The following is an 18,250-nucleotide window of genomic DNA, read 5'->3' as shown; positions in this document are numbered from 1 at the left end:
TTTAAAACCTGATGCGGCAACAATTGAATCTAGTTCTTAATTGAAACCAGTTTAACGCCATGGAAGTGCACATGACAGCAGATGTCGAATCAACCACCAAACGGTTCTCCAGACACCCTTCAGGATTGCTGCATTCGGATCCCGGAGAAAGCAGCAGGGCCGACCAGTCTCCAGGGCTTTCGCCGTCGCTGACCTTATTGTTTTCTGTCACCTGCGCGCTGGCAGTCGCCAACGTTTACTTCGCGCAACCGTTACTTGATTCAATGGCTCAGAGCCTGGGTGTCGCCTCATCAATGATCGGAGTAGTCGTGACGGCTACTCAGGTGGGTTACGCGTTGGGGTTGCTGTTCATCGTCCCGCTGGGGGATTTGGTAAACCGCAAGCGGCTGATTCTGACTCAGGTATTGCTGTCTGCGGTTGCACTCGCGGCGGTCGGCGCAGCACAGCAATGGCTAGCCCTGTTGAGCGCCATGATCGTGATGGGCTTACTGGCAGTAGTCGTTCAAGTACTTGTGGCATACGCCGCCATGCTTGCAACGCCCTCACAACGCGGGCATGCAGTTGGGACGGTAACAAGTGGAATTGTCATGGGCATTCTTCTGGCGCGGTTTACCTCCGGCCTGATTGCGGACATCGCGGGCTGGCGCGCGGTTTACTTCGTGTCCTCAGGTTTGATGCTGATCATCGCGGCGGTGCTGTGGAAAGTGGTTCCTGTCACGGCGCCGCCAAGGCACAAAGACGCCTACCTGGCGCTCATAAGTTCGGTCTTCAAACTGTTCATCACCGAACGCATTTTACGCGCCAGGGGCCTTCTGGCCTTACTGATCTTTGCCGCTTTTTCCGTGCTGTGGACATCCATGGTGCTGCCGTTGAGCGCCCCGCCGCTATCGCTTTCACATACCACCATCGGCATGTTTGGATTGGCCGGCGTCGCCGGTGCCCTTGCTGCCAGCAGAGCCGGTCGCTGGGCCGATCAAGGTCTGGGGCAACGAGTTACCGGCATTTCGCTGGGACTCCTGACACTGTCCTGGTTGCCCATCACGTTTGCCGAGACGTCCTTGATTGCGCTGGTCTGTGGCGTAGTACTGCTCGACTTCGCGGTGCAAGCAGTACACGTCACCAACCAGAGCCTCATTTTTGCTGCACGGCCCGACGCCCAAAGTCGCCTGGTCGGTGCCTACATGTGCTTCTACTCGGTCGGTAGCGCGCTGGGAGCCGCCGCTGCGACCCAGGTTTATGCGCTATGGGGCTGGATTGCAGTAAGCCTATTGGGTGCCTTGATCAGCGCTACTGCCTTGGTTTTGTGGTTTCTCACGTTTCATTTTTCAACGAACAATCAAGGAGGATCAGCATGAAAGCCAGGCACCTGCTACTCGCAATATCGATTACTGCCATATGGGGTGTGAATTTCTCAGTTATCAAACTTGGGTTCAGCTCCGTTGACCCATTCATTCTTGCCGGCATTCGCTTCACGCTATGCGCGCTCCAAGGCGCTGCCAGCCTGGCAGTCGAAACCCTCTCTCTAAAAACAAGCCGCTCTCCATAAAATGATACGTGTGCCGACTACATCGGAGGACGTTGCAATTTGACCCACTCCTGTACGGTTGGTCGTTGCCATTGGCGCTGCGCGTACTCCACCAGCGCGGGTGGTACGGAGTCACCATTGAGTATCAGCCGGTTGAGCATCAAGGCCAGATCCACATCGGCGATCGACCATTGGCCGAACAGGTACTCGGGGTTGTCGGCCAGCAGCGATTGTGCGGCACCGAACAGCTTGCGCGCTGCCGACTCGGCAGCTGGCGACAAGGGGTTTGATTTGAGTCCATAAAACACAACCAATGTGGATCGTTCCTGCCGAATGGGCAGCAGGTCACTTCGCACCCATGCCTGTACTTGTCGTGCCTTTGCATGCTGCATCAGGTCTTGTGGGTAAACCGGCGGCTGGGGGAAAACGTCTTCCAGGTACTCAGTGATCGCCGACGATTCAGACAAGGCGAAGTCGCCGTGCACAAGCGTGGGTACCCGCTGGGTCTGTGAGAGGCAGGCATAGCCCTCTGACTGGTTTTCGGATGCGTCGAGGTCTAGCGGGATCATTTCAAATTCGATGCCCTTTTCGCGGAGCACCACGAAAGCCGACATGGCATAGGGGCTGGTTAATTGAGAGTCAACGTACAAGCGCAGGCGGGAATTATTCACAGGGTCATCTCCTTATGCAGAAGGAGGCACGCTACGAGATCCACAGTGACAAATAAAATTCATGATTTTCATGGGCGTATTCCTGACCGGAATACCTTGTTGCCGGCCGCCCTCGTCTGGCTCCCTTCAGATTGGGTGCACTCGGTTTTGAGGGTGTTGACCCCGCCAGACTTTCAAAAAATGCTCACTCCACCAACGAAACCAATTCCGGCTCAATCCCGCCCTTTTCCACCTCAACCACCGCCAACGTCACCGGCAACTTGAACCGTCGCGGCCCCGCACTGCCTGGATTAACGAATAACCGTTCGCCCCGCCACTCTATGCACGGCTTATGAGAATGCCCGGTAATCACCACCCTCGTACTCGCATCAAGCAGCGCCGGCACATCGGCAATGTCATGCACCAGCAAGATCTTCCAGCCCTCGATGTCGAATCTCAGGTGATCGGCGATGTGCTCCGCCCACGGTGCCGCCAGGTCATTGTTTCCACGCACGACATGCAGGGGTGCAATCGCCGCCAGTTGTTGAAGAATCTCCGGTTTGCCGATGTCACCGGCGTGAATGATCCGCTCACAGCCTTGCAACGCCGCGAGGGCTTCGGGGCGGAGTAGACCGTGGGTATCGGAGATTACGCCGATTTTCATGCAGGGCTCCAGGCCAGGTCAGGAATGAGCGTCGTTCACTTCAGCGCATTCCGGGGATCGTCATGGCTATCAACATACTCGAGCCCCAGCGGCCCTGTCCCGTAAACCTGTGAGATGTACTCCCCGGATTTCGCCCAGTGAAAGTGCGGCGTGTTTGCCGGCAGGATTACGACGCTCCCCGGCCCATAAGCAACCAGTTTGTCCGGATCAAAAACCGTACCGAACCCGATGTAGAAAACACCGGACATGACGGTATAAATCCGACTTTCAGGGTGGGTATGCGGCATTAATCTGGTGCCGTTGGGCACTTTGACTCGTACGACATAAGGCGCGGGTTTGCTGGGATCGCCGGCCACTATCGCGAGTTTTACTTCTTTCGGGAACGCGGGAAAGCTGCGCCATTCCACGTCCTCGTTGTGTACAGCGTCGACTTTATCGAGGGGTAAGGGTTGCGCCTGCACAAGCGGCGCGGTTGCGCTGGCGACAAGAAGGGCTGCCAGGGACGTGGTTTTGAGCATGTTCTGAATCATTGGAGACACCTTAGCGATGCTGTGGACAGTAGCGTCAGGCTGACTCTATGGGTGATTGGCATGGCTGATAATGGTGCGGTCGCGCAATACAGTTGATCCGCGGTGTAACCAATGATCTGACGCAATCCCGTTTGCCAGGTTGCGCCACATCATCACGATGACCATAGACGCGCCAGTTGCCCTATCAATGCCATCGATGTTCAACATCACCTCAATGAAGTTCTCTTAAAAATTGTGCGGCGTAACATGGGCTCCATACCAACCAACAACACCCCGGAGCACACGATCATGAAACGCCAAACCATCCTCAGCATCGCATTCTCGATCTTCGCAGTTAACGCTTTTGCCGCGACCTCTGCTCAACCCGTAGTCGCTGAAGGCGGCTCGGACCGACTGATTGAAAGCCGTGTGGCTGAAGGTGGTTCGGATCGCCTGATTGAAAACCGCGTCGCTGCCGATGGTTCGGATCGTTTGAAAGGCAACGAAGTCGCTGCTGATGGTTCCGACCGTCTGCACGGCAACACCGTCGCTGCTGATGGTTCGGATCGTCTGAAAGGTAACGAAGTCGCCGCTGATGGCTCCGACCGTCTGCACGGCAACACCGTCGCCGCTGATGGTTCGGATCGTCTGAAAGGTAACGAAGTCGCCGCTGATGGCTCCGACCGTCTGCACGGCAACACCGTCGCCGCTGATGGTTCCGACCGTCTGCACGGCAACACCGTCGCCTGATTGATTCGCTTCACCGCAACACCTCGAAAAGCCCGGCCTGATCAGCCGGGCTTTTTCGTGGGCGGTGATATTTTTGCCTGCAGGTACTTACGGAGGCTGAGGGTAATTCCTGTAGGAGCCGGCTTGCTGGCGATGACGTCCTTTCAGTCGACATCGCCTCGTCTGACACACCGCCATCGCCAGCAAGCCGGCTCCTGCAGGGATTGCTTGACCCGTTCAGACTCGCTCCCACAGTTGAAGTCAGTGCAGAGCATTGCAGAACTCAGCCGACGCTGCGGTTTTTAGCGCCCCATCACCGCACTCGCCAACAACGCCTCCAGCCCCATCGGCCTGGCGAAGTAATAACCCTGGGCCTGCCCTGCGCCTATTTCGCGCAGCAGCTCCAGGGTCGCTTGATCCTCTACCCCCTCGGCCACCACGCTCAGGTCCAGCGATTCAGCCATGCGCACGATGGCCCGGACGATTGCACGGCTGCGGGCGCTGGTGGTCAGTTCGAGGATGAATGACTTGTCGATTTTCAAGCCGCTGAATTGGTATTGATGAACATAGCTCAGGGATGAAAACCCTGCGCCAAAGTCATCGAGCACCACCGTCATGCCGTTATCGGCCAGTTGCTGCATGGTCTGGCGGGCAATCGCCGGCTCGGCCACCAGCGCACCTTCGGTCAATTCCAGGCAGATCCGCGAGGGCGAGACCTTGTGTTGCGCCAGCAGGGCAAGCACATCACTGGCGAAGTCCGGGCGCGTCATGCTGTAGCTGGAGCAATTGACGTGCACCGCCGGCCAGTTGGCGTGCTCGGGTTGGGCGAGGATCGCGGCGATGCTGGCCAGCATGTACAGGTCCAGTCGGCCGATCAGGCGCAAGCCCTCGACATCCGGCAAGAACTCGCCCGGCGCGATCACCCGCCCGCCCGGCTGGTGCCAGCGAATCAGCGCCTCAAGCGCCAGCAGTTCGCCGGTTTCAACGCTGACGATCGGCTGGAAATATGGCAGCAGTTCGTCGGTACGTTTGAGCGCGTTGCGCAAGGCCCCTTCCCGCTCGACCTGGTCCGAGACTTCACGGCGCACTTCCTGGTTGAACACTGCGTAGCTGTCGCGCCCCGCACTCTTGACCCGGTACATCGCCGCATCGGCATCGCGCAACAAGTCGGCGGGCTCGTGATGGAACTGATTGTCGGCGCTGACGATACCGATACTGCAGGACGAAAAAACTTCATGGCCATTGATGAAAAACGGCAGGTCGAACGCCACCAGAATCCGCTCGGCGATTTCAATCACCACCTCCAGCGGCGCCTCGGGCGCGAGCACCGAAAACTCGTCGCCGCCGAGGCGCGCCAACATATCGGTTTCGCGCAGGCAGCCGCGCAGACGGTGGGCAGCCTGCATCAACAGCAGGTCACCAAAATGATGGCCGAGGCTGTCGTTGACCATCTTGAAACGGTCGAGGTCGATGAACATCACCGCCAGGTGTCCGCCTTCGCTGCCGAAACGCGACCAGGCCAGATTGAGGCGCTGTTGCAGGTAGGTGCGATTCGGTAGCCCGGTCAGCGCATCGTGGGCGTTCTCGTGTTGCAATTTGGCATTGGCGTGGTCGAGTTCGCGGGTGCGGTTCTGCACCCGGGCTTCGAGCTTGAGGTTGGCGGCGTGGATCGCTTCGGCGGCGGTGCGGCGCGACAACGCCGTGTCGATGTGACGCGACACGAAGGTCAGCAGTTCCTGGTCCCGCAGGGTGTACAACACCTGCGAGGTATAGCTTTGCACCGCCAGCACACCACGCACCACATCGCCATCGAACAAAGGAATGCCCAGCCACGAATGCGATCGGACAGACGCCTGGGCCAATTCGATTTCACCGTTGGCGGCCAAGCGTTCAGCCTCGCCGACGTCGATCAGGCAAGGTCGGCGCTGGCGGATCACATACTCGGTCAGGCCCCGGCGCCCGCGCCGTGCCGCCGGGCAGATGGTCTGTCGCTCGTCCACGTAATAGGGAAAGGTCACTTCAGTGGTGGCGTCGTCAAACAGCGCGATGTAGAAATTCTGCGCAAACAGCAGGTCGCCGACGATGCCATGCAAGGTCTGGAACAACTCGGCCATGTCGCCAGGCTGGCTCGACAGCTCAGCAATCTGGAACAGCGCGCTCTGCAGGTGCTCGGCGCGCTCGCGCTCTGTCACTTCCTGGCGCAGGGCGTCGTTGAGCGCCGACAGTTCCAGGGTGCGGCGCATGACCGTTTGCTCCAGGTCCTCGCGGTGCAGAATGCGGTCCAGCGCCATGGCCACGTGGCGCGCCACCACCAGAAACAGCGCGCGGTCTTCAGCGCTGTAGATGCGGGAAACGTCGTAGACCTGCATCGCCAGCATGCCGAACACGTCGTCCGAAGCATTTTTCAACGGCGCGCCCATCCAGAACTCGGGACGATCACCCACGCAGTAAAAGCGTCCCTCCGCCTGGGCCGCGAGAATGCCGGCGGCGTCGATCAGCAACGGCTGGCCGGTGGTGAGTACCTGGCCGGTCAGCGACAGGTGCGAAGGGTCAAGGTATTCGTAGTGCGAGGACTCCACGGCATCCACGTCGATGATGTCGACGTAATACGGGTAGTCGATCTTGCCACTGTGCGGGTCATACAGCGCGAGATAGAAGTTCTCCGCGTCGATCAGGCTGGCCAGCAGCCGGTGCACGCCCACCAGGAAAACCGAGCGGTCGCGGGTCGAACTGGCCAGGTAGGTGATTTCATACAACACACGCTGGGTGATCTGCGCACGGGCAAGGGTGTTGGTCTGTAGCTGTACGCCCAGGCGCAGGGCAAACTCGGCGAGCGCCGGTTCTGCGGCCTGATCCGCTGGCGCCAGTAGCCAACCCAATTCACTCTCGCCTCTGCCGGTCGGCCAGCGGTGCAAATGCCGGGCCTGGCAAAAGGCTTCAAACGCTTCATTGTCGATGTTTACAGGCCACTGCGCCTGCGGGTCGCCTTGCCCGACCCAATGCAGTTGTTCACCAGCGCGATAAAACACCCACGCGTCGGTATGACTCCAGTTGCGCACCGAGCCCAGCAATTGTTCGATCATGTCCTCGCGGGCAGCACCGGTCATGCCGACAGTATCCGGGTTGCCTGTAGATTGAGGTGAAACAGCTTCGCAATCGGTCGATTGTGGGGAGTCGGTCAATGTACCAAAACTCATCAGCGCTCCCTGAGCCAAAACCTGGCGATCCTTACTGATTACTAGCAATGTGCCAGTGATCTTTCCGTTTAAAGCTTATGGTGGTTTTTTTCAATCACTTTATCGAGTGAATACCCAGTATGAGACGGGCAACAAGTTATTCGCGCACCAGACGCTGCTCAATGACGTTAGACGCTACTCAATGACTATGCCCAACTCCCAACGCTTGCGCCATGCGCACCAGATCTGCAAAGGAGCTAAAGGGCGGCAGTTGCCCGCCACCCGGCTGTAGAGCGCTGATGAATCCGCCTCACTTTTTGAGTGGTGTCACCAGAGGCGTGTTACCGGTGTCGACGACGAACACCGCCAACAGCTTTGCAGGTTCGGTGTCGCTGGCATTGGCGCTGACCAAGTGCACGGAACCCGGTTCCTCGACGAAGTTTTCGCCGACGTGGTAGATCTTTTCAGGCTCGCCTTTGACCTGGATGCGAAACGAGCCTTCCAGGACCGTTGCATAGATGAACGCCGATTGCGGATGGGTGTGGGACGGCGACGCGGCGCCCGGCCCATATTCGACGACCACGCCTTTCATGCTCTTGCCAGGGATGTTGGGGATGGGACGGTCGAACACGACGGTCACCTTACCGGGGGGCGGTTCAGCGGCCCAAGCGGCGCTGATCGAAAGCGTTGCAAAGACAGCGGCTAACAGCATACGAGTGACCATAACGTTTGCTCCTTGGTGGGTGTAGACAGGGTAGCGCGAAGGGTTAGCGGGACGAGGACTGCGCGAGCCAGTCGTCGAAATCGATCGCGCCCAGGCGTGCGTGCTTGCCGGCGGTCAGCGACTGGTCGTCGAGCACGGAGCCGAAATAGCGCGCGTTCACGTCCGGGACGACCTTGCGGTTGTCCCCGGTTGCCTGTAGGTAGCGCCGCACCAGTTCGTCGATCGGCAGGGCTTCGGGGCCTGCGACCTCGACCGTGCCATTGACCGGTGCCGCCAGCACGACATCGGCCAGCGCCGCTACAACGTCGTCGGACGCGATGGGTTGAATCAGCGCCGGCGAAGCGTAAATCGCATCGCCAACGGCGAACGACTGGGCAATGCCGCCGACAAACTCGAAAAATTGCGTGGCACGCAGCAGCGTGTAAGGCACATCGGACGCCTTGATCAGGTTTTCTTGCGCGACTTTGGCCCGAAAGTAACCGTTTTCGGGCAGCCGATCAGTCCCGACAATCGACAGCGCAACATGATGACCAACCCCGGCAGCCGCTTCGGCGGCCAACAGGTTGCGGCTCGAGGTTTCGAAGAAATCGAGAACGGCCTGGTCCTCCCACGACGGCGCATTGGCCACATCGACCACGACATCAGCGCCATCCATCGCTTCGGCGAGGCCTTCGCGGGTGATGCTGTTCACCCCGGTGCTTGGGCTGGCGGCGAGCGCGTCATGCCCGCGTTCACGGAGGATGTTCACAAGTTTCGATCCGATGAGGCCGGAGCCTCCGATGACGACGATCTTCATGGGTATTCTCCACGTGTCGACTGCAACCATTGCGTCGGCGTAGAGCAAGATTGCCTGCGCACGCAGGTAGAGTCCTTGCGCCTGTCTTGGGTTTTGCTTGGCGATCCCTTGGATTTACGTCCAAAGCAGCTATCGTTCGTCCAGCCAGAAGCGGTGCAGCGGGTTTCGAGCTGCCTTATTATCAGCGTACACATCGACAATCGCCTGGGACACGGAGTTGAGGGCGCAGCGCCAGGGGATGCTTACTTTGCAGTTCGCCTTTGATGACTTCGTGCTCAATCAGGATCGCCGGGAACTGACCTTGCGCGGGGACGTCGTGGCCGTCGGCCCGCAGGTCTTCGATCTGTTGCTGCTGTTCGTCAGCAACCCCGACCGGGTGGTCAGCAAGGATGAGCTGCTTGAAGGGGTGTGGAGCGGCCGGATCGTCTCGGAATCGACAATCACCAGTCACATCAATGCGGTGCGCAAGGCCATTGGCGATACCGGCGAGGAACAGCGCCTGGTGCGCACGGTCGCCCGCAAGGGTTACCGTTTCGTCGGGCAAGTCAGGGTCGACGAGAGCGGGCAACCACCCGAGGTTGACCACCGCCCGACCGCGCGCCCTTCGGCCCTCGCCCTGCCGGACAAACCGTCGATTACGGTACTGCCCTTCCACAACCTGAGCGGCGATCCGGAGCAGGAATACTTCGCTGACGGCGTGGTGGAGGACATCATCGCCGCCCTGTCGCGTATCCGCTGGCTGTTCGTGATCGCCCGCAATTCCAGCTTCACCTATAAAGGCCGGGCCGTGGACGCCCTGGGTGTCGGCCAGGAGCTGGGGGTTCGTTATGTGCTGGAAGGCAGCGTGCGCAAGTGCGCAAACAAGGTGCGCATCACCGGGCAGCTGATCGACGCAACCAGCGGAGCGCATATCTGGGCGGAGCGTTTCGAAGGCCTGCTCGACGATATCTTCGAGCTGCAGGACCGCATCACCGAAAGTGTCGTCGGCGCCATCGCGCCGCAATTGGAACAGGCCGAAATCGAACGCGCCAAACGCAAGCCGACGGAAAGCCTGTGCGCCTACGATTATTACCTGCGTGCCATGGCAAAACTGCACAGCGGCAGCCGGGAGGCCGTCGAGCAGGCGCTTCCGATGTTCTACAAGGCCATCGAACTCGATCCGGAATTTGCCTCGGCCTATGGCATGGCCGCCTGGTGCCACTTCTGGCGCAAGCTCAATGGCTGGATGATCGATCGTCCCAGCGAGATTGCCGAGGGCATTCGTCTGGCGCGTCTGGCGGTGTCCCTGGGGCGCGATGATGCGGTTGCCTTGACCCGTGGCGGCCATGCGCTGGCCCATCTCGCCGGTGAAGTGGACAGCGGCATCGCACTACTCGACAGGGCCCGCTTGCTCAGCCCCAATCTGGCTCCCGCCTGGTACCTGGGCGGCACCCTGCGCGCACTGCACGGTGAAACAGAGGCTGCCATCAGGGACTTGAGCCATGCCGTGCGCTTGAGTCCGCTGGACCCGGAAATGTTCCGGATGCAAGTCGGCGTGGCGCTGGCAAACTTCTTCGCCGGCCACTTCGATATCGCTGCCCAATGGGCGGAAAAGGCCCTGGGTAATTTGCCCAGCCTGCTGGTCGGCGCGGCGCTATTGGCTGCCAGCCTTGCCCACGACGGCCAAATGGATAAAGCGCAACTGGCCATGCGACGCCTGCGGGAGCTGGATCCGGCTATGCGCCTGGGCAACCTCAAGGACTGGCTGCCGATTCATCGGCCCGAGGATCTCGCGAGTTTCGCCAATGGACTGAGGCTGGCCGGATTACCGGAGTGACGCTGCCCGCTTGTCGCCCCTCACTTGATCTATAGACTCAACATGCCTACCTTTGAGTCTACGGATTCAAAGACAGGTAATAGCATGGCCGTCGTCGCGCAAGTGCAATCGTTCAGTAAAAGCCAGTGCGTCACCGGGCTGCGCGCCGCCGTGAGCATTCTGGAAAAGTGGCAGGCCAGCAGCGAACAGGCTTGTCGCATCCTGCGCATTTCCCGCAGCACCTACACCCGCGCGCGGCAGCGTGACCCGGACTGGGCGGTGGCGCTGGATGCGGATCAGATGCAGCGCATCAGTTTTGTGCTGAACATTCACGCCACGCTGCGCCTGGTGTTCGACAACCCCGATAACGTCTACGGTTTCCCGTCGATGGCCAATGACAACGAGTTTTTCAATGGCCGCAGCCCGCTGGAGATCATGGCCCAGGGCGACATGATTTCCCTGTACGAAACCTTCCGGCGCATTGATGTGCTGCGGGGCGCGCAATGGTGAAGGTGGCCGAGCTGGCGGTGTTCGCCGGCAAGCCGTTGCAGGCATATCGGCTGGTCAATTCGAAGTTTCCGCCGATTGCCTTGTTTGAGGATGTGGCGGACGCGGATGAGTTTGAGCTGCTGTTCGAGATTCAGGCGCTGACCAATCCGCGGCTGAAGAATGAAGTGGGTCAGCTGGAGTTGATTCCACGGCGTGAAATTCCGTTCGGCATTCCTGGCTGTTCTTATGCGACGGCGCCGTTTACCCACATCAACCCGGCGGGCTCGCGGTTCAGCGATGGCAGCTTTGGGGTGTTGTATTTGGCGGATTCGATGGACACCGCGCTGGCCGAGGTGAAGCATCACCAGAGCCTGTATTGGTCGAAGGTGCCTGACCTGAACTATGAGCGCTTTGTGTTTCGCGGGCTGACCTGTGGTTTTGTCGATGCGGGAATGAAAGACGCCACCCGCCTGCCGACGAACGATCCGGTGTATGCGCCGCACGACTACAGCCATTCGCAAGTGCTGGGCCGGGCTATCAGGAAGGCGCGTTGCCCCGGGCTGCGTTATCACTCGGTGCGTCTGCCGGGCAGTGTTTGCTGGGCATTGATGACGCCCAAACCGGTGACATCGATCATCCAGACAGCTCATTACGAGATGGTCTGGAACGGTCAGATCACCAGTGTGAGCCAGATCAGCGAGGCTTGAGGCGGGTGCCGGCCATTGGATTGGGGGCATGGCCTAGTGTTGGGACATAAGCCCGTGCAGTACGCCCACTCTCAAGCCGGGTTCGGAAGGTGTCATGTGCAAGACGCCGAACACTTTGAACGCCGCCAGCATCACCACCAGACCACCGGGCAAGATGCTCAGGCGATGGGTTTGCAAACCGGCCAGTTTGAGCTTTTTGACATGGCCGACTTCCAGCAGCCGCAATGACAGGCGCAGCAGGCCGCCATAGGTGATGCCGCTTTGGCCGTGGTCGTTCAGACCGTTTGCCTTAAGCACCTTGGCCAGCATCCGTGCCGTGCCGGAGGAACCAATCACTTGTTGCCAGCCCATCGCACGGTAGCGCCGGGCGACTTTTTCAAACGCCAGGGTGGCGACCCGCTCGGCTTCGAGCAGTGCCCTGGCGGTGATAAGGCCACCCGGAAAGTAACTGGCGCCGAAGGTGCCGCTGCCAATGGCGATGCTTTCGGTGACGAGGGGGTGTGCGCCCTTGCCCAGGATCAATTCGGTGGAGCCGCCGCCAATGTCCAGGACCAGGCGCATGCGCGCCGGATCGGGAATCGTATGGGCCACGCCGGCGTACACCAGTTGGGCTTCTTCATGCCCGGAAATCACGTCGATACGAAACCCCAGGTGCCGCTCGGCGCTGGCGAGGAACAGTTGCGCATTGTCGGCTTCGCGTACTGCGCTGGTGGCCACCGCACGCACTCGACCCGCTTCGAAACCCCGCAGCTTTTTGCCGAACCGAGCCAGGGCCTGCCAGCCCCGATCCAGTGCCAGTTCGTCCAGCGCCCCGCCTTGCAAGCCCTCCGATAAACGCACCGGTTCACGCAGGGTTTTGACTTCCTGAACGATGATCTGCCGGCTGCGTTTGACCGGCTGGCCGATCATCAGGCGAAACGCGTTGGAGCCCAGGTCAATGGCCGCAAATAGCGAGGTGTCGCTTTTCATGGTGGGGTTCCCGGCAAATTGAGCAGCCCGTGGGCGGGTCTTGTGACCACCGCCCATGGCGGTTTGCGCGGATGGTGCCATGGCTTCAGTGACACGCCGATGACAGCGGGATTAATTTCGCTGCCTTCTTTGCGTCACCAGTTCGTCACATACCCGGGGCTAGCATGGCGCCTTCCAACGTCGTCGGGAGTTCTGACCATGCTGTCAAGCAATGACAACCTGATGCAACGCATCCACCGCGAACTGCTCGATCACAGCGACGAAGAACTGGAACTGGAGCTGCTCGAGGACGACCACGACCTCAACGCACTGTTTGCCGATCACGTCGGCGACAGCCGCGAAAAAGAACAACGACGCCGCTACTTCAGCGAACTGTTCCGCCTGCAAGGCGAACTGGTGAAGTTGCAGAGTTGGGTGGTCAAGACCGGGCACAAGGTGGTGATTCTGTTCGAAGGCCGCGATGCGGCGGGCAAAGGCGGCGTGATCAAGCGCATCACCCAGCGCCTCAACCCTCGGGTGTGTCGCGTAGCCGCCCTGCCCGCGCCCAATGACCGCGAACGTACACAGTGGTATTTCCAGCGTTATGTTTCGCACCTGCCGGCGGCGGGTGAAATCGTGCTGTTCGACCGCAGCTGGTACAACCGCGCCGGTGTCGAACAAGTCATGGGCTTTTGCAACGCCGACCAATATGAAGAGTTCTTCCGTACCGTGCCGGAGTTTGAGCGGATGCTCGCGCGCTCAGGCATCCAGTTGATCAAGTACTGGTTCTCGATTTCCGATCAGGAACAGCACCTGCGCTTTCTCAGCCGCATTCACGACCCGCTCAAGCAGTGGAAACTCAGCCCCATGGACCTGGAATCCCGGCGCCGCTGGGAGGCGTACACCAAGGCCAAGGAAATCATGCTCGAACGCACCCACATCGCCGAAGCGCCATGGTGGGTGGTGCAGGCCGACGACAAGAAAAAGGCTCGCCTGAACTGCATTCATCACCTGCTCGGGCAAATGCCCTATGAGGAAGTGCAAGTGCCGACAATCGAGCTGCCGCAGCGGGTGCGTCAGGAAGATTATTCGCGCAATCCGACGCCGCCGGAAATCATCGTGCCCCAGGTTTACTGAGGCGCCCCTCGCCCGCCCGGCTCGCTGTTGATCCGGGCGGACATCCAGCCGTCATCGTTCTGTAATCTTGTGCAGGCCATACTCTGGCCATACACCGCGTGCTTTTTTTCTGCCGCCTTTCGAGGCGGCTTTTTTTTGGCCCGCTGCCCGCCCCTGCGTGGTAATCCCGCCGTTCCCGCCTGTATCAATCTTGCGACCAAAGCGTGGCGCACCTCAATCAACACTCGTTGTGTACGTAAGACGGTTCCTAGGACTGATCTGATTTACATTTTGAACATTAAATCCGTTTTTCAACTCCGCCCCAGCATCTACGCCGCCACCCGCCTTTCACCCGCTAAAAAACCATACAGAGCCACCACATCGCCACGATTGTGCCGGTGAATTTGCGCCCGCTAACGTCCAGCCATCACGGCTCAGTCAGCGATCATCACCCCGGACGTAACAAATCGATCTGGAGGATGGCAGCACTGTGCAAGGAGAGAAATTTTCAAGCGGACTGACGGAGAGAGAAAGGATGCATCTGACGCAAATGGCCGCGGTGCGTGGCGAAGATCCGAAAGGTGGCAGCCAATGAGCCACGAAGACATGTACTGCGTGGCGCAACTCACGACCCGGTTGATGCCCAATTGCAACACCGTGCGCAAGCTGGAAGTACCCGCTGACCTACCAGGCGTGGTGATTTTCCTGCACGGCGTGAATGACCCCGGGGCGTCGTATGAGTCGGTGGAAACCGGGTTGTGCCAGGGGGTGAATGAACGACTGGATCGGCCGGACCTGAAGGCGGGGCGGTATGGGGCGGATTACGCTGAGGCCCAAGAAGTACCGCTTGATGAACGGAGTGCGGATCAGAAAACTACGCTCGACGACCCTGACACTTATCTGTATCAACGCGACACCGACGATCCCAAAACCCGCAGCCTGATGATCCCGTTCTACTGGGGATATCGGGCCGCGCCGGACCACGTCAAGCGTGATGACGACGGCGATCCGTTCCGGATGCGCAACCAGTTTCAGGATATCCACGGCAATCGCCTGGATCGCCACTTTGCCAAGGCTGGCGGGTTTTTCGTCAACGCCACCAATAACCTGCAGGAGATGTACGGCGAGGGCTTCAAGGCCAACGTGAAAACCGGTGCCGTGGAGCGTTTGAGCCCCAACAATTACCTGCTCTTCGCCAACGCACCGCTGCGGCATTACTTTGTGTTCGCCGCGCACCGGCTGGCGATGCTGGTCCGTGAGATTCGCCGGGTATCACCTGATGAAACCATCAGCATCATGGGCCACAGCCAGGGCACCTTGATCGCCCTGTTGGCGCAGGCCCTGTTGATGGACAAGGGCCAGCGTTGCGCCGACACCCTGATTCTCGTGGACTCGCCCTACAGTGTGCTGCCCAAGGTCACGCCCAAAGACCATGACACCCTCGCCACGCTGATCCGGATCGTCAGCGCGGTGACACAAACGCCCCATGCGCAGCCACCGTTGTCCGCGCTCCGGGATATCAAGACCTATGGAGGTCGCAGCGGCCCGCGATGGTCGCCGACGCAAGGGACGCGGCCGGACAAAGTCGGCAACTTTACGGTTTTTCCCGAGCGCGACAATCGCGGCAAGGTGTACGTGTATTTTTGCCCGGACGACACCACTGTGGCGCTGGATGACGTGCAAGGCATCGGCACCTACGGCGTGCCCGACGCCACGCCCGACGGGCGACCGGCGATGATGGCGCTGCAATCGATGGGCTTTTATCAACGGCTGTGGACCAAACGCCAGCGTGACGGCGAGCCGGTGCTGGTGGGTAAATCGCCGCAACCCGAATTCCTGCGTGCCCCGGGCGAGCACCGTTATCCGGGGCAATCCTGGGGCTTGGGCATTGCCTCGCAGGCGTCGGTCCTCGAAGGCCAGGAACGCCTGATCAATGCCGAGGCCCTGCACCCGCCCCATGCGCCGCAGATGTTTGGCGGCGAAGCCATCCAGGGCAGCCCGACCACTGCCGGCCTGGACAAACCCGATGAGGTTGCCAAAAGCATCGCACTTGGCAAAGACGCCGCGACCTTTTTGTGGATCAGGATGCCCGTCGAATATGACGCGCCCAACACCACGCAGCAGGAAGCGCTGGCGCGGTTTAACGGGCTGTCCGAAGACCCGGAGGACCACACCCGCGCCGTCCGCAAAGGCGCGGCCCGCACTCGCACCAGTTCTTTTCACGAACGCGAGGAAACCCCTCGAGAAGCCCGGGCGCGCATGGAGCATGACCAACGTGAATGGGGGGCCAATTCCTATCACTCGGCGATCCTGCGCAGCCCGGAAAACCAGCGCTGGGTGACGGCGATGGACATTGCCATTGGCCAGGCGCATTGCCTTGATGACCCGCGGATGCGCGAGGTGTTGGTGGCGATTGCGGATTGGAAGATGGATGAAGAGGTATTCATGAGGACCAGTGCGTTACCCGGTTGGTCGCGACTCAGCGATGAGGCTCAGGCCTTAGCAACCGCCAGTTATATGTACTACGACAAAGGCATTTTCCCGCCCACCGATGTGGTCTCTCTAGTACCGCCCTCCCTGCTTGCCGACACCACTCAAGAAGGAGGTGCCGTGTGAGGGATGCTCAACACCAGCCCCGGACTTTACCGAAACTCAAACCCTACCTCTGGATCGCCGGCCTACTGCTGATCGTTTGGCTCGGCTTCGTCTGGTTGGTCCAAATCAAGGCACAGGAACTCAACATGGAACTTCGTGACATGAACCCGGTGATGCGCTGGGGAATCGCCGCTATTTTGGGGCCTTTGCTGCTGATCTTCAGCGTTCACTGGTGGGGCAACGCCGTGGCCAGTGAAAAGGCGAGGCTCGCTGCTTACAAAGCCAATGTCTTAGCGCAAATCGCCGAGCGGCAAGCCACGCAAGCGCGGACTTACGCGCTGGAAATACGGGGCGTGGGGCTTGGGATTCATCAGGACCATCAGTCTGAGATATGGCAATTCATCAAGAAAAAAAACGATAACTTTGCTTCGATTTATTCACGAGATCCCAAGGACTATAAGGCGTCACTAAGATCCAGACAAAACTCCAGAGATATCAAAATCCGCGTTGCCTTCAAACATTCGGCAGGCGAGTCAGTCGCATATTGGCCGATTCCAGTGTTTGCGCTGGGCCCTCCAGACCCCTATGAGAAAGGCTATCGTGCCGCCGGCCTGATTAACTCAGGTCGTAATAAGGCAACTCTGGGAGTTACCCAGTTTCTCTGGCAGGACGATGAAAGTACGACCCATGCGCAAGGCATGATCGAGCGACTGTTCCAGTTTTTTGATGACAACCCTCAAGTGCCCCAAGCGTTGATCGCGAGCCGGGACGGTGATGTGACACGAGATGTCTATCGCAAGCCCGGTACGCCTGGCTTGCAAAGCGTGCAGGTAGTCCCCACGGTGTACGAAAGCATGACCGGGCTGCTGGTCACCCGCTCGGATCGTGTGGATCGGTACATCCGCCGTTATGCCACTCATGAACGTGAAGATAACCAGAGCAAAGACACCGATCTGGGCAAACTATGGGCCTTTTATTGGGATCGTGATAAAGCTTTTTTGAAATGGTATGAAGCTCAAGAGCGCGCCAAGGGAGCCAAACTCTCAATCCCCCCGAGCACCATGTCCACCGCCTACTGGCAATCCCAACTCCCCACCCTCTGGCAAACCATCAGCAACCGCGGCCCCGGAGAGTTCGAACCTTCGCCATGGCTTCCCATCCGCTGGGCCCAGCATCAGGTCAAAGAGTTCGACGCCGCGCCGGTGCTGGGTTACCTGCATCGCCCGATCAAGGTCGCGATGCAGGACGAAAACGGCAAACGGCTCAAACCGGCGCTGCAGGCCAAGGCGCTGCAAGCCCGCTGGTTGCAGGCGCTGGATACCCTGCCTGAAGGGCATAAGCCGGTCCGTGTGTTCTACGACACCACCGACAATCAAGAGGCTGAAATCGCCCTGACCCTTGCCTTGCACGGCCTGAATACCGACGGCCATGGCATCGAGTTGGGAAATGTCGACGAGGGTTACAACATCGGGCGGCGCCTGGGCAACACAGGGGTGAGTAGCGCGCTGGTGGAGATCAACCTGGCGACCATCGCCAGTTATCTGGACGGCGGAGCCAGCGCGGTGGTCTACGCCGGTGCAGATGGCAGCCTGACGGTACAAATGATCCGACCTCCGAGCGAGGCCCGCAAAGAAAAAAACCGTCAGAACCGTGGTGCCGACCCGTTCAAGTTCGGCTCCCCCAGCGGCGGAGCTCCCAAACCATGAGCCATCGCGTCGTGCCTGGGGATCCAGTCCTGTCTCAGGCTTGTTGGAGAACTGCTGACATGAACCCGGTGAAAAATTGCCCCCACATCTCACCACGCTCACCTGTGAACGGGGGCGATCG

General features: G+C 59.6%; 15 protein-coding genes and 1 pseudogene. 9 read left to right on the top strand and 7 right to left on the bottom strand.

Features of this window, described 5'->3' with window-relative positions:
• Positions 1-71 precede the first annotated feature (71 nt).
• Both M5G20_RS13945 and M5G20_RS30290 read left to right on the top strand, forming a co-directional pair.
• Positions 72-1,355, top strand: a complete 1,284-nt coding sequence (locus M5G20_RS13945) for an MFS transporter (RefSeq protein WP_273919537.1) — start codon at positions 72-74, stop codon at positions 1,353-1,355.
• Positions 1,352-1,486 (top strand): annotated as a pseudogene (locus M5G20_RS30290) (EamA family transporter); the annotation flags it as partial. The gene M5G20_RS13945 and the pseudogene M5G20_RS30290, both read left to right, overlap by 4 nt.
• Positions 1,487-1,563: 77 nt before the next feature.
• Here the strand turns inward: M5G20_RS30290 and yfcF are convergent.
• From yfcF to M5G20_RS13930, 3 genes are all read right to left on the bottom strand, one after another.
• The gene (gene yfcF / locus M5G20_RS13940) at positions 1,564-2,196 is read right to left on the bottom strand and encodes a glutathione transferase (RefSeq protein ID WP_212627140.1); all 633 of its coding nucleotides are present in this window, start codon (positions 2,194-2,196) and stop codon (positions 1,564-1,566) included.
• Positions 2,197-2,380: 184 nt separating this feature from the next.
• A complete protein-coding gene (locus M5G20_RS13935) occupies positions 2,381-2,839 on the bottom strand; it encodes a metallophosphoesterase family protein (protein ID WP_273919536.1) in 459 nt (152 codons plus the stop codon).
• 35 nt (positions 2,840-2,874) lie between these two features.
• A complete protein-coding gene (locus M5G20_RS13930) occupies positions 2,875-3,369 on the bottom strand; it encodes a cupin domain-containing protein (RefSeq protein ID WP_273919535.1) in 495 nt (164 codons plus the stop codon).
• A 288-nt stretch (positions 3,370-3,657) separates the two neighbouring features.
• Between M5G20_RS13930 and M5G20_RS13925 the strand changes: the two genes are divergently transcribed.
• Positions 3,658-4,098, top strand: coding sequence for a hypothetical protein (locus M5G20_RS13925; protein ID WP_273919534.1), 441 nt, complete (start codon positions 3,658-3,660; stop codon positions 4,096-4,098).
• 281 nt (positions 4,099-4,379) lie between these two features.
• Here the strand turns inward: M5G20_RS13925 and M5G20_RS13920 are convergent, their stop codons facing one another.
• The 3 genes from M5G20_RS13920 to M5G20_RS13910 all read right to left on the bottom strand — a co-directional run bounded on the left by M5G20_RS13920 (position 4,380) and on the right by M5G20_RS13910 (position 8,773).
• Positions 4,380-7,274: a sensor domain-containing phosphodiesterase gene (locus M5G20_RS13920; protein WP_273919533.1), complete on the bottom strand. Its 2,895-nt coding sequence runs from the start codon at positions 7,272-7,274 to the stop codon at positions 4,380-4,382.
• Between the two features lie 289 nt (positions 7,275-7,563).
• Positions 7,564-7,977 carry a cupin domain-containing protein gene (locus M5G20_RS13915; protein ID WP_212627136.1) on the bottom strand — a complete coding sequence of 138 codons (414 nt, stop codon included), beginning with the start codon at positions 7,975-7,977 and terminating at the stop codon, positions 7,564-7,566.
• A gap of 43 nt (positions 7,978-8,020) precedes the next feature.
• Positions 8,021-8,773 (bottom strand): SDR family oxidoreductase, encoded by a 753-nt coding sequence (locus tag M5G20_RS13910; RefSeq protein WP_273919532.1) that lies wholly within the window; start codon positions 8,771-8,773, stop codon positions 8,021-8,023.
• 247 nt (positions 8,774-9,020) lie between these two features.
• Here M5G20_RS13910 and M5G20_RS13905 point away from each other — a divergent pair, with 247 nt between their 5' ends.
• The 3 genes from M5G20_RS13905 (at position 9,021) to M5G20_RS13895 (ending at position 11,764) form a co-directional block, all read left to right on the top strand.
• Positions 9,021-10,589 carry a winged helix-turn-helix domain-containing tetratricopeptide repeat protein gene (locus M5G20_RS13905; protein WP_273919692.1) on the top strand — a complete coding sequence of 523 codons (1,569 nt, stop codon included), beginning with the start codon at positions 9,021-9,023 and terminating at the stop codon, positions 10,587-10,589.
• Between the two features lie 84 nt (positions 10,590-10,673).
• Positions 10,674-11,078: an antitoxin Xre-like helix-turn-helix domain-containing protein gene (locus M5G20_RS13900; protein WP_150735123.1), complete on the top strand. Its 405-nt coding sequence runs from the start codon at positions 10,674-10,676 to the stop codon at positions 11,076-11,078.
• Positions 11,072-11,764 (top strand): RES family NAD+ phosphorylase, encoded by a 693-nt coding sequence (locus M5G20_RS13895; protein ID WP_273919531.1) that lies wholly within the window; start codon positions 11,072-11,074, stop codon positions 11,762-11,764. The genes M5G20_RS13900 and M5G20_RS13895 overlap by 7 nt, the downstream gene beginning before the upstream one ends.
• Before the next feature lie 33 nt (positions 11,765-11,797).
• Here M5G20_RS13895 and M5G20_RS13890 read toward each other — a convergent pair whose 3' ends face one another.
• Positions 11,798-12,733, bottom strand: a complete 936-nt coding sequence (locus M5G20_RS13890) for a Ppx/GppA phosphatase family protein (protein ID WP_273919530.1) — start codon at positions 12,731-12,733, stop codon at positions 11,798-11,800.
• Between the two features lie 198 nt (positions 12,734-12,931).
• Between M5G20_RS13890 and ppk2 the strand changes: the two genes are divergently transcribed.
• The 3 genes from ppk2 to M5G20_RS13875 all read left to right on the top strand — a co-directional run bounded on the left by ppk2 (position 12,932) and on the right by M5G20_RS13875 (position 18,129).
• The gene (gene ppk2 / locus M5G20_RS13885; RefSeq protein ID WP_273919529.1) at positions 12,932-13,849 is read left to right on the top strand and encodes a polyphosphate kinase 2; all 918 of its coding nucleotides are present in this window, start codon (positions 12,932-12,934) and stop codon (positions 13,847-13,849) included.
• Positions 13,850-14,419: 570 nt separating this feature from the next.
• Complete coding sequence (locus M5G20_RS13880) at positions 14,420-16,444, top strand: T6SS effector phospholipase Tle3 domain-containing protein (protein WP_273919528.1); 2,025 nt, start codon at positions 14,420-14,422, stop codon at positions 16,442-16,444.
• Positions 16,441-18,129: a type VI lipase adapter Tla3 domain-containing protein gene (locus M5G20_RS13875; RefSeq protein ID WP_443218302.1), complete on the top strand. Its 1,689-nt coding sequence runs from the start codon at positions 16,441-16,443 to the stop codon at positions 18,127-18,129. Before M5G20_RS13880 ends, M5G20_RS13875 begins: the two co-directional genes overlap by 4 nt.
• Positions 18,130-18,250: the final 121 nt, after the last annotated feature.

This window comes from Pseudomonas sp. TNT2022 ID1044 (assembly GCF_028656895.1).
In the GTDB taxonomy this organism is placed as follows: Bacteria; Pseudomonadota; Gammaproteobacteria; order Pseudomonadales; family Pseudomonadaceae; genus Aquipseudomonas; species Aquipseudomonas reinekei.
Note: the sequence above shows the minus strand (reverse complement) of the source record. Positions and strands in the feature narration are given on the sequence as shown.

What these genes read in the sequence shown, in the direction of transcription:
- M5G20_RS13945 (WP_273919537.1), top strand. Translation starts at nt 72, where the DNA reads ATGACAGCAGATGTCGAATCAACCACCAAACGGTTCTCCAGACACCCT.
- M5G20_RS13935 (WP_273919536.1), bottom strand. Translation starts at nt 2,839, where the DNA reads ATGAAAATCGGCGTAATCTCCGATACCCACGGTCTACTCCGCCCCGAA.
- M5G20_RS13930 (WP_273919535.1), bottom strand. Translation starts at nt 3,369, where the DNA reads ATGATTCAGAACATGCTCAAAACCACGTCCCTGGCAGCCCTTCTTGTC.
- M5G20_RS13925 (WP_273919534.1), top strand. Translation starts at nt 3,658, where the DNA reads ATGAAACGCCAAACCATCCTCAGCATCGCATTCTCGATCTTCGCAGTT.
- M5G20_RS13920 (WP_273919533.1), bottom strand. Translation starts at nt 7,274, where the DNA reads ATGAGTTTTGGTACATTGACCGACTCCCCACAATCGACCGATTGCGAA.
- M5G20_RS13915 (WP_212627136.1), bottom strand. Translation starts at nt 7,977, where the DNA reads ATGGTCACTCGTATGCTGTTAGCCGCTGTCTTTGCAACGCTTTCGATC.
- M5G20_RS13910 (WP_273919532.1), bottom strand. Translation starts at nt 8,773, where the DNA reads ATGAAGATCGTCGTCATCGGAGGCTCCGGCCTCATCGGATCGAAACTT.
- M5G20_RS13900 (WP_150735123.1), top strand. Translation starts at nt 10,674, where the DNA reads ATGGCCGTCGTCGCGCAAGTGCAATCGTTCAGTAAAAGCCAGTGCGTC.
- M5G20_RS13895 (WP_273919531.1), top strand. Translation starts at nt 11,072, where the DNA reads ATGGTGAAGGTGGCCGAGCTGGCGGTGTTCGCCGGCAAGCCGTTGCAG.
- M5G20_RS13890 (WP_273919530.1), bottom strand. Translation starts at nt 12,733, where the DNA reads ATGAAAAGCGACACCTCGCTATTTGCGGCCATTGACCTGGGCTCCAAC.
- ppk2 (WP_273919529.1), top strand. Translation starts at nt 12,932, where the DNA reads ATGCTGTCAAGCAATGACAACCTGATGCAACGCATCCACCGCGAACTG.
- M5G20_RS13880 (WP_273919528.1), top strand. Translation starts at nt 14,420, where the DNA reads ATGAGCCACGAAGACATGTACTGCGTGGCGCAACTCACGACCCGGTTG.